Source organism: Paenibacillus sp. sgz302164 (assembly GCF_056120505.1).
This window is the reverse complement of sequence record NZ_JBVYOL010000005.1, coordinates 234,729-253,012: the sequence shown is the minus strand read 5'-3', so window position 1 is coordinate 253,012 and position 18,284 is coordinate 234,729. Positions and strand designations below refer to the sequence as shown.

Annotated in this window: 8 protein-coding genes; 7 read left to right on the top strand and 1 reads right to left on the bottom strand. The window is 54.8% G+C overall.

Annotated features, from left to right (window positions below):
- Positions 1–10: 10 nt before the first annotated feature.
- The 5 genes from AC0LWT_RS10730 to AC0LWT_RS10710 all read left to right on the top strand — a co-directional run bounded on the left by AC0LWT_RS10730 (position 11) and on the right by AC0LWT_RS10710 (position 10,157).
- On the top strand, positions 11–2,251 hold the full coding sequence (locus tag AC0LWT_RS10730; protein WP_474681232.1) for a helix-turn-helix domain-containing protein: 2,241 nt from the start codon (positions 11–13) through the stop codon (positions 2,249–2,251).
- A 263-nt stretch (positions 2,252–2,514) separates the two neighbouring features.
- Positions 2,515–3,429, top strand: coding sequence for an ABC transporter permease (locus AC0LWT_RS10725; RefSeq protein WP_474681231.1), 915 nt, complete (start codon positions 2,515–2,517; stop codon positions 3,427–3,429).
- 18 nt (positions 3,430–3,447) lie between these two features.
- Complete coding sequence (locus AC0LWT_RS10720) at positions 3,448–4,323, top strand: carbohydrate ABC transporter permease (protein ID WP_474681230.1); 876 nt, start codon at positions 3,448–3,450, stop codon at positions 4,321–4,323.
- 29 nt (positions 4,324–4,352) lie between these two features.
- The gene (locus tag AC0LWT_RS10715) at positions 4,353–6,020 is read left to right on the top strand and encodes an extracellular solute-binding protein (protein WP_474681229.1); all 1,668 of its coding nucleotides are present in this window, start codon (positions 4,353–4,355) and stop codon (positions 6,018–6,020) included.
- Between the two features lie 18 nt (positions 6,021–6,038).
- Entirely contained in the window at positions 6,039–10,157 is a 4,119-nt protein-coding gene (locus AC0LWT_RS10710; RefSeq protein WP_474681228.1) for a PA14 domain-containing protein, read from the top strand.
- Positions 10,158–10,618: 461 nt separating this feature from the next.
- On the opposite strand, the gene AC0LWT_RS10705 is transcribed toward AC0LWT_RS10710, so the two are convergent.
- Positions 10,619–11,794 carry an acyl-CoA dehydrogenase family protein gene (locus AC0LWT_RS10705; protein ID WP_474681227.1) on the bottom strand — a complete coding sequence of 392 codons (1,176 nt, stop codon included), beginning with the start codon at positions 11,792–11,794 and terminating at the stop codon, positions 10,619–10,621.
- A gap of 330 nt (positions 11,795–12,124) precedes the next feature.
- Between AC0LWT_RS10705 and AC0LWT_RS10700 the strand changes: the two genes are divergently transcribed.
- Together AC0LWT_RS10700 and AC0LWT_RS10695 are read left to right on the top strand one after the other, a co-directional pair.
- A complete protein-coding gene (locus tag AC0LWT_RS10700; RefSeq protein ID WP_474681226.1) occupies positions 12,125–13,786 on the top strand; it encodes a hypothetical protein in 1,662 nt (553 codons plus the stop codon).
- Complete coding sequence (locus tag AC0LWT_RS10695) at positions 13,761–18,275, top strand: amino acid adenylation domain-containing protein (protein ID WP_474681225.1); 4,515 nt, start codon at positions 13,761–13,763, stop codon at positions 18,273–18,275. Before AC0LWT_RS10700 ends, AC0LWT_RS10695 begins: the two co-directional genes overlap by 26 nt.
- The last annotated feature ends 9 nt before the right edge of the window (positions 18,276–18,284 follow it).

Here is an 18,284-nt window from a genome sequence, read left to right as displayed (position 1 = left end):
GGCGCTTTGTATGAGCAAACGATGGTTTTACCGGCTTCTGTTTTCCTATTTGCCCGTTTTTTTCATGATCGCCGCCATGCTTATTGTGCTAATTTTTGTTGCGATCAGCCAATTATCGCGAAAAGAAGCCGAGAAGGCGAACGAAACGTATGCGCTGCACGTCATGCAGTCGGTAGATTACGCTTTGAAAACGATAGATGAATATGTGATTAAGGAGCTGCAGACGGATAGGCGGATCGACCAGTTTTTCGACAACAAATTTGCAGGAAATCCCTACTATTCCGCTTATGAAATCACCGAGCTGATTCGCGGGATGACGAACTACAACAAGTTTATCGATTCGCTGTATATTTATCGGGCTTCCGATCAAGTGGTCATCAGTCCCAACACGATGATGAAGGCCGACCGTTTCGGCGATGAAACGTTCATTGAAGAGATGATGAAGAGCCCTGCGCTGTATCATCTGACGAACCGGCGGATCTACAAAGAATTTGCCGAGACGGATCAACGCAAAGCGGTCGTTTCTTTAGTTCGCAAAATTCCTCTGTTATCCGGACGGCAGGGGATTGTCGTCGTCAATATCGGCATGGACTCGATTGAAAGCATGGTGGGCGACATGTCCCGTTCAAAGGTCAGCTTTATCGACGTGTACGATGCCGAAGGCAACAGTCTGACGGCATCCGCCAATGCCGCCGGAGCAGCGGGATTCAACAAGAGAGGGTCGGAGCTGACCCGAATCCGCTCGGACTATACGAATTGGGAATACCGGAGCGGCCTCAACGATGAGCATTTATTTACGTTCACCTCCGTATTTTCCTATGTATGGATCGGGCTGGGCCTGCTGATGGTCGTCCTCGGAGGAGTCTGGATGACTTATGTGACGCACCGCAATTACCGGCCGATCGAGTCGATTATGGCCCGCATCCGTGCGTATTCCGAGCTGAAAGCTATCGGGCTCGATGCCGATAAACAGGACGAGTTCCAGTACATCGACCGGGCATTGGGCAATTTAATGGAGCTGTCCAGCCGTTATGAGAAGCAGCACGAGGAAGATATCGTCTTCCGCCGCCGCCACTTTTTCAAAGAATGGCTTGAGGGCAGCCGGGCGATCGGCTACGAAGAATGGAAAGCCGAGATGAAGCGGCTGCACGTGCCTTCCGGCTTCAGGCAGCTTGCCGCTGCGGTCATAGAGCTCGACAAGTACATGGAAGTATGCCGAATGTTCTCGCAGAAAGATCGGGAGCTGCTGAAATTTGTGCTGAGCCGCGTCGTTTACGAAGCCGCCGAGCAGCTCCGTTTGACGGTATGGGCGGAATGGACGGCCGCTCACAGGCTGGGCGCAGTCCTGTTTGCCGAAGCGGATGGAAAAAACAGCGAGAAGCTTGCGGCTCATTTTTGCGAACATGTGCGCTCCTGGGTCGAGCAGCATTTGCCTTTTCGCGTTACGATCGGCGTCGGACCTGCGGTCGCTCAAGTGCAAGAGCTTGTGCAGTCCTACGACGCCGGAGCCAACGTGCTTCGCTTCAAATCTTCGTTGGGAACCAACCGCGTTATCTACCATTGGGAGTCCGAGGCTTCAGCCGAGAAAGAAATGTATAAGCATTTGCCCCTCGTCAAGTCGCTGGCGCAGTTTTTTCGCCTGGGAGACGAGGCGTGGAGGCCGGCGTTGGAGCAAATTTTTACCGAATTAAAAGCCGGGTTGTTTGCGTACGATGAAATCCGCAATCTTATGAATTACATGGTGTATCATTTGCACCGGGAAATGCTCGAACTGTCGGCCGAATTTCAGGAGCTGTGGAAGCGGGAGGCGCTGCCGGGGCTGAACGATGCCATAGAGCGGTTCGATACGATCGAGGAAGCATATTCGCAGTGGTTCCGCATTCTGGAGGAAGCGTCGGAACGGATGGCCGCTTTGCGCGAAGTCAGAAGCACGCATGCTTTGATGAAGCGGATTCGCGCCTATATGGAAACCCATTACGCCGATCCGGAATTGTCGCTCAACTCGCTGAGCGAGCGGTTTCAGCTGCATGCTTCGCATGTAAGCCGGTCGTTCAAAGAGGAATTCGGCGAAAAATTCGTCGATTATCTCGTCAAAATCCGGATGGAACAAGCGAAAAAGCTGCTCCAGAGCAGCGATGATTCCGTTCAGGACATCGGGGGCAAAGTCGGCTATGTGCATGCGATATCGTTTATCCGCGCTTTCAAGAAGTACAGCGGTTTCACGCCGGGCGAGTACCGGAAGGAAGAGTAGAACCTGTATTTCCCGGGAAAACGCCTACCTCTAAACGCGGCCCTCACATCTTTGAAAGACCTTGATAAAGGTTTATCTCATGTTTATCGATTGGCGCGTCAAGTTCGCAAAAGCGTTGTGCAGCCGCAGTTTGCTAAAAGAGTTTATTCGTAAATTCATGTATATTGAGCCTTATGGCACCTCCGAGGTACATTGATTCCATCAGCGGCTGGGGTTTCAAGTTTCCAAAGTTTCCAGTTTCTGCTGAAGGAGGTGAATCAGACATGCAGCATACGCCGCCGCAAGCGCGCCGTCGTTTTCAACAAAATATCCCTCTCTTGATGATGTTCGTTCCGGTCATCGCTTATTTTGTCATTTTCAAATATTTGCCTATTTTAGGGAACGTTATAGCGTTCAAAAATTACAATTTGATGGATGGAATATGGGGAAGCCCATGGGTAGGTTTGAAGCACTTCAAGTCGTTGTTTACCCAGCCGCAGACGGTGACCATCATCCGCAATACCGTTACGTTAAGCTTGTTAAGCATTTGCGCCGGCTTTCCGTTTCCGATCCTGATCGCGATCCTGCTGAATGAAATTCGCGCGCTGCGGTTCAAACGCGTCGTGCAGACGCTGATCTATTTGCCGCATTTTTTTTCATGGGTGATTGTCGGGGGCCTTGTCGTCACGATATTTTCCCAGCAGTCCGGAATCGTAAACAAGCTCTTGGAGCTATGGACGGGTCAAACCGTCGCTTTCTTGTATCAGGAGCACAGCTGGATCGCGATCTTTCTCGGCTCCGGCATTTGGAAGGAAGCGGGCTGGGGAGCCATTATTTATTTGGCCGCGCTGACGTCCATCGATACACATCTGTATGAAGCCGCCGGCATCGACGGTGCGTCGAAATGGAGGCAAATCTGGCATGTGACGCTGCCCGGCATCCGCAGCACGATTATTTTGATGCTGATTCTGAGCATGGGGAACGTTATGGAAGTAGGATTCGACCACGTGTATACGCTGCAAAATGCGGCGGTAACCGATGTTTCGAGCGTCATCAGCACCTACATCTTTATTGTCGGCGTCCAGGGAGGGCAGTTCAGCTTAACGACTGCGGTCGGTTTATTCGAATCGTTGGTCGGCTTCTTCTTCGTCGTCCTTTCGAACCGGGTTGCCAGAAAATTCGATCAAGCACTGTGGTAAGAAAGGAGCGTTCCCGTCATGAAATTAACTTTGGACGAAAAAATATTCAACGTGCTGAGCTATGCTTTTCTCGGTCTGGCCGCGATAAGCTGCGCCCTGCCATTGCTCCATATCGTATCTTTATCGCTGAGCAGCTATCAGGCGATCGTATCGGGGCACGTCACATTGTGGCCGCAGGGCTGGACTTTTGAAGCGTACAAAGCATTGTATGCCGGCACGAATCTGATCAAAGCTTTTCGCAATAGTGTTGTCATTACCGTTGTCGGCGTAGCGCTCAGCATGTGGTTTACGGTGATGGCGGCGTACCCGCTGGCCAAATCCTATTTTTATGCACGCCGTTTTTTTACGCTGGCGATCGTATTTACGATGCTGTTCGGAACGCCGCTGATTCCTTTGTTTCTCATTGTGAAAAGCTTGGGCCTGATCGATACTTACGGCGCCATCTGGCTGCCGGGATTAATCAGCGCGTTCAATATGCTGGTGCTTCGGACCTTCTTCATGAATATTCCGGAAGAGCTTGAGGAAGCGGCGCGGTTGGACGGCTGCGGAGAGTGGCGGCTGCTCGCCGGCATTATGATCCCGTTATCCATGCCGGTCTTGGCTACGCTGACGTTATTTTACGGAGTGGGCTATTGGAATTCGTTTTTGCATGTGCTCATGTTTCTGAATGACAGCGCCCGGATGAATTTGGCGGTCATGATTCAGCAGATGGTGGCCAGCCAATCCGTCCTGCAAGAGCTTAATTCAGTCCGCCAGGACGATTTGCAGCAAATGACGCCGGAATCGATCAAAGCGGCCGGGGTGATCGTATTGATAGTTCCCATGCTGATGATATACCCGTTTTTGCAAAAATATTTTGTAAAAGGGGTTATGATCGGCGCGATTAAAGGCTAATTAAACAGCTTGAGGGGAGGGGGATGACCGTGTTTACCGCAAATAAGAGTCACCGCAATGCGTTAGTGCTCACGTTGGCCTGTACCGCCGCGTTGGCGGGCTGCTCGGCCGAGAAGTCAGGCGCCGGCACGGCAAGTTCGAATGCTTCCAAGGCGCCCGATTCCGGAAAAAGGGGAGCGATCAGCGTTTCGGTATATGACCGGGGCAATATTCCTCCGGAGGAAGGGAATTGGGAGAACAACCGCTGGGTGGAATGGATCAACAAGAACGGTCCTGTCGATGTCAAATACACGCCCGTGCCCCGCTGGGAATCGTTTCCGAAGTTTAACGCATTGCTCGCTTCCGGGACCGCGCCGGACTTGATTCTGGAGTACGACGCCAACTACAGGAACAGTTGGTATTCGCAAAAGCTGTTGATGCCGATCGATGACATGGTCGACAATTACAGCACGACTTATAAGCAAATTTTGGAGAAGTACCCGCTGCTGCGCAAAATAGGAACGAAGGAAGACGGCAAATTGTATGAAATCGGGCGCTTGAATGTCGTCGCTCCGCATCATCGCCTGTTAATCCGCGAGGACTGGCTGCAGAAGCTGAACCTGCAGGTGCCGACAACGACCGAAGAGCTGTACAAAGTCGCAAAAGCGTTCGTGAACGACGACCCGGACGGCAACGGCAAAAAGGATACGTTCGGCATCAACTTGAGCGGAGTCGGCTTTTCGGTCATCAGCCACATGTTCGGCCGTTCGATCGATTGGGCTGTGCAAAACGATAAAATGGCGCATGATTGGGAGCGGCTTCAAGCGTCGGTGGAATTCCAGAAGCGTCTGTTTGACGACGGTCTGGTAGATAAAGATTTTTTGACGGATAAAAACGGGCAAAAAGGCATTCAAGATTTTATGAACGGCAAGCTTGGGATTTTTGCCATCGACAGCGCATGGTTTACGATATCGAACTATGAAACTTTGAAGAAAAACAATCCGAACGCCAAAGTCATTCCGATTGCGCTGCCGAAGAGCCAGTTCGGCCAGTTCAGCCCGATTATCAGCACCCCGGTGCAAATGGTCGCCGTCGTCAATGCGAAAGCGAAGGACCCGAAAGCGATTATGCAGTATATCGACTGGATGGTCGATCCGAAAAACGCGAGCTTGCTGAAAAACGGAATCGAAGGCACGCATACGCAAAAAGGATCAAACGGATGTCCGCAGCCGATCGATACGGAAAAAAACAAAAAAGAGCTGTACACGGACGATCTGAATATGATGAGGTCCGACCTGTTGCTCGGCAAATGCGCGGAAGTGTATTTGGTGAACCTGCGCCCTGAAGTGCCGACTCAGAAAGAACTGCTCGATATCAACCTGAAATCCAAAGAAATTTATATCAACAAAGAACGGCCGATTCCATCGCTCGGCTACGATTTCCTGCCGGTTCTGCCCGATGATCTGCAGGCTATCGTCAAAAGCACGAGCAAATCGAACAACATCGATAAAGGCGATATTTGGCTGAAAGCTCTGGTAGGCGGCGCCGGCTACAGCGCGGAGCAGGCCGTTAAAGATGCCAAAGCGGTTTGGGAAAAAGCAGGCGGCAAACAGGTCGACGATTACTACGCCAAATGGTATGAGACCAACAAAACCAATTCGTTCAGCATCGATGACCTTTACAAGTTCGCCGAACAGTCTCAAAAAGAACTGAAATAGAACGAAGGAGGAGATCGTATGAGATCTCTGCAAAAGTGTAAACTCCTTATTTCCGTTCTCCTGTTCTCGATTATCACCCCCATGCTTCCGCTGTTTCCGGAGTCGGAGCATCATGCGCATGCAGCGGCAAGCGGCATTACCCAAGATTACTGGAACAACGTCCCCGGCGGCAAAGTGGAACAGATCCCTGTAAACACGCCGCCGACGGGTTCGCGGATTTTGCCGAACTTCGAGGCGCCAAGCAATACCGGCGATTATTACGGCTCCAAAATTTACGGGCTTCTGACCCCGCCGGTCAGCGGAGGCTATACGTTCTGGATTGCGGCGGACGACAGCTCCGAGCTGTGGCTAAGCCCTGACGGCGAGCCCGTCCATAAAGAGAAAATAGCCTACAATACGGTCTACACCAATCCCCGGGAATGGGGAAAGGCACCCACCCAGAAATCGGTGATCATCGCACTGACAGGCGGAAAAAGGTACTACATGGAGGCGCTTCACAAGGAAAACGCTTCAAATGACAATCTGGCCGTCGCCTGGGAAGGGCCGGGAATCGCCCGGCAGGTCATACCGGGCGCTTATTTGGCGCCTTATGTACTGCCTGCCGCACCGACGAATCCCGTAGAGAACGATGCCGCGAATACGTTCGGGTGGACTCCGGTTCCCGGCTATGAAGATACGGCCGCGTACGAATACAGCACGGATCGCGGGTATCACTGGCAAACCGCTGCGGCAAATCCGATCCAGCTGGACAATGCAAATTATACGGCCGGGCAAATTCAAGTCCGGTTGAAAGAAACTTTGACGAAGCCTGCCGGAAACATTTTGCGCTCGACTGCTTTGTTCACAATGGTTAGAACGGAACAGCCTCCGCAGACCTATACGCCGCTTTGGAGAATCGGACTCGACGACGGGCAGTCGGCGGAATTTACCGATTATAAGCAGACGCCGTTGGAGTCTGTAACCGTTCCGGCCGACTGGGCCGCCCGCACGGACTGGAGTTCGGTGTCCAAAGGGCTTCATCTCGGCAAAAACGGCACGATGGTCATTTCGTACAATTTGGCCGCGGTTCCGGACTATGGCGTGCAGTTCAGCTTCCGCAGCCTGGATGCTTACGTATCCGTGCCGCAATTGGCCGTATTTTCCAACGATACGATGGCCGGCTTGATCCAGATTGTCGGCTTGAACGGCGGAAATACGCTCAAAAAATTTAAAGAGACTTACGAGCTTTATATTCCGAAGGAAATGCTGAAGGCCGGACCTAACGAGCTGAAGCTGTCTTTGGACAGAGGCTTGTATGCGGGCGCCGGCGGAGACGATTTCCACTGGTTCGAATGGGACTATGCCAAGCTTGAGGCGTTGGGAGCTCCGGCCAGCGAGCCGATTCACGGGCGGTACACCCGTATGGGAACGGCGCTTGTGTCCCATGTGCTGAAAGACCGCGACCTGCAGACGGCGGAAGTGGTGAAATGGCTGGGACTCGCTTACAGCGGCAATGTGATCCGTGCGGGCCAATTTTCGCGGGAATGGCTGACTGTGCTGCGCGATTTGAATATGGCGCCGGTGCTTTTGCCGTTCGGAAGTTATATAAAGGATGCCGAGCTCGCGTCGGGGGTCGTCCCGGAAAAGCTGAAAGATTACTATAAAAAGCTAATCGAGGAAAACGGGGACCTGTTCGAATATATCGAGCTGGACAACGAACCCGGCGTTTTTGACAACGCTTTCGCCGCCGATTTGGCGCTCGCCAAGTATGTGAAAGAACAGAAGGCTTTGCTTAACCCTTGGTTGAAAGCGATTGCACCGGGCTGGGCGTACTGGCCGTCCAAAGGAACCCCCGACGGATGGGAGCGCGATCCCGCTTACCGCAGGCAGATCGAAGACTATACCGATATGACGAACGGCCACAGCTATACCATGACCGGTATTGCCGGCGGCGACGGAGGCGCTTTGGTCGAGACGCTCAAGACGTACCCCGAATATCAGGGCGACGGCGTGGCGAAGCCGATGATGATGAGCGAGACGGGAGCCAACGATTTTCATACCGACAATAACCGCTACGATACGTTCGATCACCGCTTTGCCGCCATTTTTGACCGCGAAATGCGCAGTACGATCGGCTACCTTGACTACGTCATGCAGCATGCGGCTTACTTCAGGGAGTACAGCTTGCTGAAAGAGGATATCGAGATGAAATCCGCCGACGATGCGGAGGCGTGGATCCATCCGAGCGACCCGGATGAAACGCGTCTGAACGTATTCCGCCGGCTGGCGCTCGCCTACGGCACCCACGGCAAACCGCTGCCTTACGTGTATGCGAATCAGAGCGAGCTGGCCGGGAAAAAAGCATACTTTCGCGCGGTAGACACCTCTGCTATCGAAACCAGCAATACCGGCGCAAAGTCCGATAAGCTTTTGCTCAATTTTGTTAATTTTGAAACGGTGCCGGTGACGATGAACGTCTATGTCACGATGCCGGACAGCGTCGAGTATGCGGGGGAGCGCTTTGGCGCAGGGAACAAATATGCGGATGCGCGCAGTTTTGTTGTCGTGAACGGCGCCTCAGGTGCGCAATTATCGGAAACGCTCCGGCCGGGAGAAGCGGTGCAGTATATGTTGACCCCGTCGGAGCACGTGGCGCCGAGCAAACCCGGCCTGGAAGCGCGGGCCGTTTCTTACAAGCAGATCAAGCTGACCTGGCAGCCTTCTATCGACAATAAAGCAGTTGCCGGATATAAGCTGTACGATAACGGAGTGCTCCTGGCTAAACTGCCGAAAGCCGTAACCCGTTATTCGCATAATGACGTAAGACCGGAAAGCGCACACTATTACACGCTAATCGCTTATGACGATTCGGGCAACGAGTCCGAGCCGAGCGACCCGGCGGCTATTTCCTCGCTGACCTTGCCTGCGTCCCCTTATACGACAACTTCGGCGGGGGCCTTGCATGTCGAAGCGGAGCAAACGGAGCTGGAGGGAGTGACCAATCATGGCACATTCGTTGGCATGTACTTTACGCAAGGGCGGTTGAACGTGCTGAAGGTGCCGGTCAAAGCCAACACCAATTATATCCTGAAAATGAAATATAGTGCGGCGGCGAACAAAAAGGTGAACCTCGTTATCGACAACCAGTTGAATCGGGTCCTGGATTTACCGGGAACGGAGCCGAACGTCTACACTACCGTCGAATATAACGTCACCATGCCGGCGGATACGAGCAACCTGGTGCTGTCCATTGCCAAGAGCAGCGATAACGTTTTCGCATTTTACGATTGGTTCGAGCTGAAAGAAGGCACTGTGGATGAAACCCCGAAAGCGCTTTGGACGAATATCGCCCATAAAAGCGCGAATATGTACTATTCTTCACCGACCTTCGGAACCGGGTCCAACGGAGCGGATCTACACGAGACGTCGACGTTCGGCGATTACGCAGCGATGGGCTTTAAAGGTACGGGAATCCGCTGGTATTCCGACATCGAGTCCGCTTTAGGCGAAGCTGACGTGTACATCGACGACGTTCTGCAAGGGACGGTGGATTTGAAAACGGCGAACACGCAAGGCGCGCAAAAAGTTGTTTTCGAAAAAACGGGGCTCCCGATGGAAAACCATATCGTTAAAGTCGTCGCTAAAAACGGCAAAATCGTCCATCGTTCGTTCGAATTTTTGAGTCTGGAGCGTCAGCCTTATACGCCGGGCCCGGATCTTATCGTAACGGACCTCGGCACGGACCCGGCCCAGCCCTATGCCGGACAAAAGGGTGTCCGCTTTTACGTGACGGTGAAAAATGTCGGTATTCTCCCGACGCCAGACGGCAAAATAACCGGAGCCGTATTCGGCCTGAACGGCGGCTCGTTCGGATATACGGACACGTACAGCCAATCGATCGGCGTAGGGGAAAGCGTGACGCTGTATACGAACGCTGGCGGCGAAAACGGGTATTGGGAAGTGCCTAACGGGGAGGCGACCTACCAGTTAAGCGTCCATATTAACGATATCGGGCGATTCGCGGAAATGGACCGCACGAACAATACCAAAACGGTAACTTTCCTGGTAAGCAAGCAGAATCCCACGCCTCCCGCGACAACGTCGGCAGCGGACGGGATAACCGGGGCAGACGCGGATAACAACAAGGGTGTTCATTGATCACGACGCCCCCTGAACGGCCGGCAGTCCGGCCGGGAAGCTCCCTTGCGGCATGCGAAATCCCCCCAGCTCGACTGGGGGGGTTCAGGGGAGCCGGTCTGGCGGCTGCTACCACTTGCGAATTGTGGAAATCTGCTCGAAATTTCATACAGAAATTTGACTGATTTCGTAAAATCGAAAAATAAGTATGAAAAATCGAACAGAATCGTGCTTACCAGCGGTAAAGATGACATTTGTATGCGAAAAACTAAATAGAATGCGCAAAAAGGACTGCAATAGGCCGTCTCATGGCAACCAGTTCCAACATCCGCCCGGCGCAGCCCGCATGCACTTGGGGCGCGCCGGCCCACATGCACCTGGGGCGCGCCGGCCCGCATGCACCTCGGGCACGCCGGCCCGTATGTGCCGAGCATCGCCATTCCTGTCTGTCGCCGGGCGGACGAACCTAAATGATGGGCCGGTCAGCTTCCTAAAAGCTGGCCTGCGTGCGCGTCATGGTGCTGCGTGCCGTAGACGTTCAAGCCGTAATCGCCGATCAGCGATTGCAGCACTTGGGAAGTGCCTTCGATGATTTCCATTATTTTCGCCTCCCGCATGAGCCGTTCCGCCGGAAAATCGTTCCGGCATCCGTTGGCTCCGAGCGCCTGTACCGCTTCCGAAGTCACTTGGACGGCCGTCTTCGAGGCCACATATTTGGCGATCGTCGTCTCCATCATGGCGTCGTCATGCCGGCTGTTTCTGAGCTCGCCGGCTCTCAAACAGAGGGCGCGCGCGGCGTGCACCTTCGCCACTGCTTCGCCGATCATCGCCTTCACCGCCGGAATTTGACCGAGCTCATCCCCCAATTGCCGGCGGCTCTTCGCGTAGGAAGCCATGAGATCAAGCGCTTCCCGGGCGATCGCGAGCGCTCCCCAAGCTACGCTGTAGCGGCCGTGATCGAGCGCCGTGTTAACGACGTAGCTGAAGCCCCCGCCTTCTTTGGCGAGCATATTTTGTTTCGGAACCGCCACGTCGCGCAGTTCGATTTGGGCCAGATGGGTTCCCCGCGAGCCGATCATGCCATGGATGGGCGAGGTGCGGAGCCCTTCGCTCTGATGGCGTTCCACGATAAATGCCGACAGTTGTCCGGCATCGCCTTTGGCGATGACGATAAAAAAATCGGCGATGTCTCCGAACGAAATCCATTTCTTCGTGCCGGAAAGAATATAGTTTGCTCCGTCGAGCCGATAGGACGTCGTCAGCTCCGTCGGATTCGTGCCTGCATCGGGCTCCGACAAGGCGAATGCGCCAAGGCAGGCGCCCGATGCGATGCCGGGCAGCCATTGATCTTTTTGCCGCTCGGTTCCCCAGCGCAGCAAGCTTTCTCCGACGAGCGACGTCTGGATCGTCAGCAAAGTCCGCGCCGAGCAGCACGCTTTGCCGATATGCTCGGTCAATTGCCCGTATTCAAGCGGATTCCACTCCAATCCGCCGTACCGTCTCGGAAATGTTGCGCTTAGGAAACCGTGCGCAGCCAGGGCGCGAATCGTCTCTGCGGGCATTCTTTCCTCGCGGTCGCAAATTTGCGCTGCGGGGCGGATCGCTGTTTTTACGAACTGCGCGACGTCGTCGTCATTATAAGGGCGGAAGCTGTTCATGCCACAATCCTCCTCTTTCAATCGTTCTTAAACGTTTCTACAATGAAGACAAAATTCCTTTATTTGGATTTAGGGGATGCGGATCGCTAATTTTAGGGTTAAAAAATCGCCAATATTGAATGTATTTTCGCCGTGTCTATATATGATATAATTTCCATATTCATGTAACTAACTGACGATGACGTCTTCACTTTCAACCTCACTATCGCGTCTGCCAGTCGGGCGCATTTCACTTCTTTTTATCCAAACTTGCCTTTTCAAATTTGTTAACCGCTTACATTTTGGTAATTTCGAACACAACCACATATTGTTTCCGGAGGGATTTTTCGCATGGAAATCGAGATGAAGCCTCTGCATGACGGAAAACGCACTTGTTTGCAGGATTTGATCGCGACTGTTGCCGGGCATTGGAACAGGCCGAGCGACTTGATGTTTTCGCAATCATGGGGAGGCAGCTTTAATCCCTCGGCAGGTGTGGAAGCGTATATGATCGGCGATCGTTTTGAGGCGCAGTTTGAAACCGCTTTAGACGAGCTCGACAGGTATCACGGCATTGAACTGCGCACTTACAATGGCATTGGGGCGGAGTCCGTGCTTAAGCATGCGGAAGAAAGCTGGCAAAGGGGATTGCCCACTATCATTTACCTGGATCATTACTGGACTCCCTGGCTTGGCGGCTACCAATTCAGCCATCGCGAACATTATGTGCTCCTTACAGGGATAAACCGGGAAAAAAACACCCTTATTTGCATCGATACGTTCGGCAGCCAGGGGAGGGAGGAGCTGCCTGTAACGGATTTCTTGCAAGGCAGCAACGGAAGCTGCGGCGTATTCCGGTTTCACTCGAACGTCGAAGAGGTTGACGTGGCGCAGTGGGCGGACAGGCTGCGCAGGAAGCTGTGGCCGGAGGAAGGCTTAAGCGTATTTGACAGCATTCACCGGTTTGCGGATGCGCTGGAAGACCCGCGTTTTGACATGAGACGGGAAGTGGCGCCCGCAGCGGGGGAGACCGTTTGGGTAAGCCCCATCATTTGGAACATCATTCACGCCGAGCGGGGGCGGTACTGTTTTCAAGCGGCGGCATCGTATATCGGCGAACGTTATAGCGATTCGCGGTTCAAGGAGCTTGCTGCGCAATTGTCCGAGTCGGTAAGCGAATGGATCGTGCTGAGAAATATGCTGCTCAAACATCATTATTTGAGCGTGCCGTCCTCCGCCGGACTTTTGGAGAAAGCCATTGATAAGCTGCATCGGACAGCGGAACTGGAGCGCAAGGCGGCCGAACGGTTTCTTCATCAAACGTCAAGCGGGCAGACTTGGCCGGCTGCATCCGGCATCTCCCATGATGGCGGTACTGAGGCGGTTGGCCGTTTGCCGGAAGGAAGCTTGGAGCTGCCTGCCGTGCGGATCGATTTGGCCGCATTTTTCAACAATACGGGCTTTGGCGGGCTGCACTCGGGCGCCACGCTTACTTGCATGGACGGCGGCGAGCATTTTTTGCTGGAGGATGGGGGCGATCCGCCGCCATGGAACGACGAAAGGTGCCGTCCATTTGCAATCAACGAACCTGTGCGCGGAAACGGCGACAATGTGATCTGCCTCGGGCAGTCCATTCCGGTCCAGGCCGACTGGTACACCCATCTGGCATTGGTCGGCTGTGCCGAGTGGGGGAACTATAAGGATACAGTTACCCTCGTCTATGAAGATGGAACGGACGGGCAAGCCGCTTTGGCTCTCACCGACTGGAATGCCGATCAACCGGTTTACGGCGAACAGATCGTATGGAGCGGGAAAACTGTCTGGTACGAAGGGGACAAGCCGCACGTTCTAGCCGGGAAAAAGCTGTATGTGCAAGCTGTTCCGCTTAAATTCGATAAACGGTTGGTAAGCATGACGCTGCCCATTTGTCCGAACCTGCATGTGTTTGCCTGCAATCTCTATATTCACCGGTCGAAGGAGGGAAATCATGTCGCAGGAAAATCCGATGTTTGAACTGCTGCAAGCCCAACAACGGATTTGGTTTATCGAGGAGACGTTCCCGCAAAGTCCCATCTACAATATCGGAGGGGCGGTGCTTTTTCAATCGGGCATCCGCACGGATTTGCTTGAGCGCGCTATATTGTCCGTCGTTCCGAGGCATGACGGTTTGCGGCTGCGTTTGTCCATGGAGGACGGAGTCGTGCGTCAAACCGTATCCGGGAGCTGCCCGGACAAGCTGGAGCATGTGGATTTCAGCGGGGAAGCCGATCCTGAACAGGCATTTGCCGCATGGTTGCAAAAGCAGGCCGAGACGCCTTTCCGGCTGTACGACGCCCGGCTTTTCGAATTCGTTATCCTGAAGATTTCGGAGCGTGAAGCGGGCTATTTTTTGAAGTTTCATCACGCGATTGCCGATGGGTGGTCCATGAAGATCATTACGGAAGATGTGCTGGATGGCTACGAAAAGCTGCAGTCCGGGGGCGAGCCGGATTTGACGAAAGCCCCTTCGTATTTGCTGGCCGCAGAGGAAGAGCGCAGCTATCTGGAATCGGAGCGCTGCCGCAAAAGCCGAGCGTATTGGCTGGACAAGTTCAGTGAGTTGCCTGAACCGCAGCGTGAAAGCGCGTTAACCCGCCGCGCCCGCAGAAGCACCGTGCTGTTGGAACCGGAGACGACGCGCGCGATCAGACAGTGGGCAGCCGGCAACGGCCTGACGGAGAACGTGTTTTTTACGGCGCTGACGGCCATTTATTTGCGCAAATGGCGGCGTCAGAGCGATATCGTCATCGGCGTGCCCGTGCTGAACCGCTCCGGCAGGAAGGAGCGCCAAATCTTCGGCATGTTCGCCGGTTTGATGCCTTTGCGGATACGCTTCGACGCCGGTCAAACGGCGAAAGATACCGCGATCAAAGTCGGGCGCGAATTGAAGGCGGGGTTTGCGCACCAGAAATACCCGTACAATTTTTTGGTGCGGGACCTGGAACTTCACCGTTACGGAAGCGATACGCTATTTGATGTGTGCGTCAATTACAGCAACGCTTCCCTGGTGCAGGAGCACGGCGGCATGCCTGTCCGGAATATCGATTTCTTTCCCGGATATCAGACCTATGGGCTTCACCTGCTCATTAAAGATTGGGGCGGCGACGATTCCATTCGGCTCGATATCGAGTATAGTACGGACGATTATGAGGACAGCGATATTGCGGACATGGTTACGCGCTTGAAGCGGATCATCACGGCGATGTGCTCCGAATCGGACATGCCGGTCGAGCGGCTGGAGTGGATCGGTGACGATGAACGGCAGTGGCTGCTGAATCATGGGGCAGGCGCGGCCAAGGACAACGGTCCCCGGACGATGATTCAAGCGGGGCTGGAAGAGCGCGCCCGCACGAGCCCGGAGCTTCCGGCGCTCAGATTTGAAAATCGGCGGATGTCATACGGCGAGCTGAACAAGGCGGCGAACCGGATCGCCTGGGGATTGAGAAAGGCCGGTGTGCGTGCCGGAGAGACCGTCGGATTGTGCATGGAGCGCTCGGCTAACGCCGTCATGGCCGTGCTGGGGATTTTGAAGGCGGGTGCCGCCTACATGCCGCTCGATCCGGCGTATCCGCAGGAACGGATGAAGCTCATGCTGGACAAATGCGGCGCAGCGCTTCTTTTGACCGATGAGCGGCAGCAGGAGCGGCTGAATGGCTTGCATCCGCACATTTTGTCGGTTCAGGACGTGGATTTCGGACAAATGCCCGATAACGATCCGCCCTGCCTGCCGAATGCGGCAAGTCCGGCTTACGTCATTTTTACTTCGGGTTCGACGGGGCAGCCGAAAGGGGTCATGGTGGAGCATGCGGCATTGATCAACCGGATCATGTGGATGCAGCGGCAGTACCCGATTGGCCCTGGCGACGTAGTACTGCACAAAACGCCGCTCACATTCGACGTATCGGTGTGGGAGCTGCTGTGGTGGAGCGCCGCCGGAGCGGAAGTGTGCGTGCTGTCTCACGGAGAAGAGAAAGATCCTTCCGCGATCGCGGCATGCATCCGCACGGCCGGCGTAACGGCCGTTCATTTTGTACCTTCGATGCTGAGCGCTTTTTTGACATCATTGGAAAAGGGATCCGTTCCGCCGGATGATTTGCGTTCCGTCAGGCACGTATTCGCGAGCGGGGAGGCGCTGCCGTCCGATTATGCCAGGAGGTTTTACGCCGTCTTGCCGGCAGGCCCTTTTCAGGCACAGCTGCACAACCTGTACGGGCCGACGGAAGCGGCGATTGACGTGACGTCTTTCGATTGTCCGCACGACTGGAGCGGGTTGTCCGTCCCTATCGGCAAGCCGATCGACAATGTGAGGATGTACGTGCTGGACGAGGAGCTGGAGCTTGTTCCGAGAGGAGCGGCGGGCGAACTGTGCATCGGGGGGATCGGGCTTGCCAAAGCGTATGTCGGCGACGAGGCGCTGACCGCTTCCAAATTCGTGCGCTTGCCGGCCGGGGGAGAGCGCGTTTATCGGACAGGCGACTTGGCCAAATGGCTGCCTGACGGCAATTTGTTCTATTTGGGCCGGATGGATCAGCAGGTCAAAATTCGCGGCTGCCGGATCGAGCCCGGCGAGATCGAATACGGGCTGCTGACGCACAGCTCGGTCAGGGAAGCGGCCGCTATAGCAAGGCAGGATGCGGAAGGGGGCCTTTACTTGTGCGCTTACATCGTTGCCGCCAAGCCGGTTGAAGAAGACGAGCTGAAGCAGCATCTCGGCTCGATCGTGCCGGCCTACATGATTCCGGGCCGATTCGTATTTTGCGACTCTTTGCCGATGTCCGCGCATGGAAAAATCGACCGCAAGCTGCTGCCCGAGCCTCCGGCACTGAATGCAGACGGCCGCAGCGCGCAGCCGGACAACGATCTGCACAAAGCGGTATTGAGCATCGTCCGCACGGTATTGGCAGATGAAGGGATCGGTCTTACGGACAACTTTTTTCGGGTTGGCGGCGACTCCATCAAAGCGATTCAAATCGCCGCCAAGCTGCATGAGGCAGGCATTGCGATCAAAGTGAAGGATTTGCTGGGAAATCCGCTGCTCTGCGATGCCGTCCGCTTTGCCCGGTACAACGAAGCCCGCGAAGAGCGGCGATTTCCGGCCGGGCCGCTCAAGCCGACCCCGATTATGGCGTGGTTTTGGTCGAAAAACCACCCGCATCCGCAGCACTGGCACCAGAGCGTTGTGCTGAAATTGCGCAAAGATACGGATCGGACCGCACTGGAGAACGCCCTTGCGGGCATGCTGCACGCCAGAGACGTTTTCTCGCTGGCGCTGACGGCAGGCAAAGACGGGCCGGGCTTGGCATACCGGACCGGTCGGGAGCCCGGACCTGCATTTCGCCTGGAGGTCCGGGATTTGACCGCATTGCCCGAGGCTGAGGCGAAGGCGGAGCTGAACAGGTGGGCGGACGGCTGGAAAGCGCAGCTGGACTTGGAGCGCGCTTTGCCGTTCAAAGCCGCGCTCGTTCTTTTGCCGAATGAACAAATCCGGCTGCTTCTGACCGCTCACCATCTCGTGACGGACGGAGTATCCTGGAGAATTTTGATCGATGAGCTGGATCAGCGGCTGTCTGGCGCATTTCAGGTCGCTCGGCAGCCTGCGGCCGCCTATTGGGAATGGGCCGAGACATTGCATGCGACGCTCGACGATGCGTATGACGAGCTGGCCTACTGGATTCGCGAAATATCTTTCGACGAATCCCCGGTCCGCCCCGATTTCGATGCAGGGCCGGATTCGTACAAGCACTGCGGCAAAGCGGAGCGGGTGCTGGACCGCGGGGCAACGCTGGCATTGATGGGCGCCTCGAACGATGCGTACCGGACAAGGCCGCTTGAATTGCTGCTGGCGGCGATGACGTCGGCGGTACACAAGCTTTATGGCGGCAGTCAGCTGCCCGTTATGCTGGAAAGCCACGGCAGGGAAGCCGTGACCGAAAGTTTGAATGCAGCGGGAACGGTCGGCTGGTTCACCTCGTTGTTCCCGGCCAAGCTGCCGCATCCGCAGCAAAATGCCGCCGAACATATTATCGCGACGAAAGAAGCGATAAGGCGCATTCCGCAAAGCGGCACCGGCTACGGGGCGCTTGCTTACCTGCTGGGCGCCATCGATCCGGTGGACGAGCGTCCGTTGATCCGCTTCAACTTTTTGGGCGATCTGGACACGGGCTTGAAAGCCGAATGCTGCTTGCTGACTGATGAGTCGTACGGTGCGGATATTTCGCCGGATAACGAACTGAACTGTCTGCTGGACTTGAACTTGTATGTATATGCGGGCCGTCTGCATATGACCGCCGTTTACAGCCGAAATAAATTTAAGCCGGAGACGGCGGACCGGTTCCTGCAAACGTGGGAGGAAGAGCTGCACGGGCTCATCCGCCATTGCGCCGATAACAAGTCGTATGTGCTCGCCGCCGCCGATTTCGAATGGTCCGGACTTAGCCAGGAAGAGCTTGACGGGCTGTTTTAAGTTGTAAAA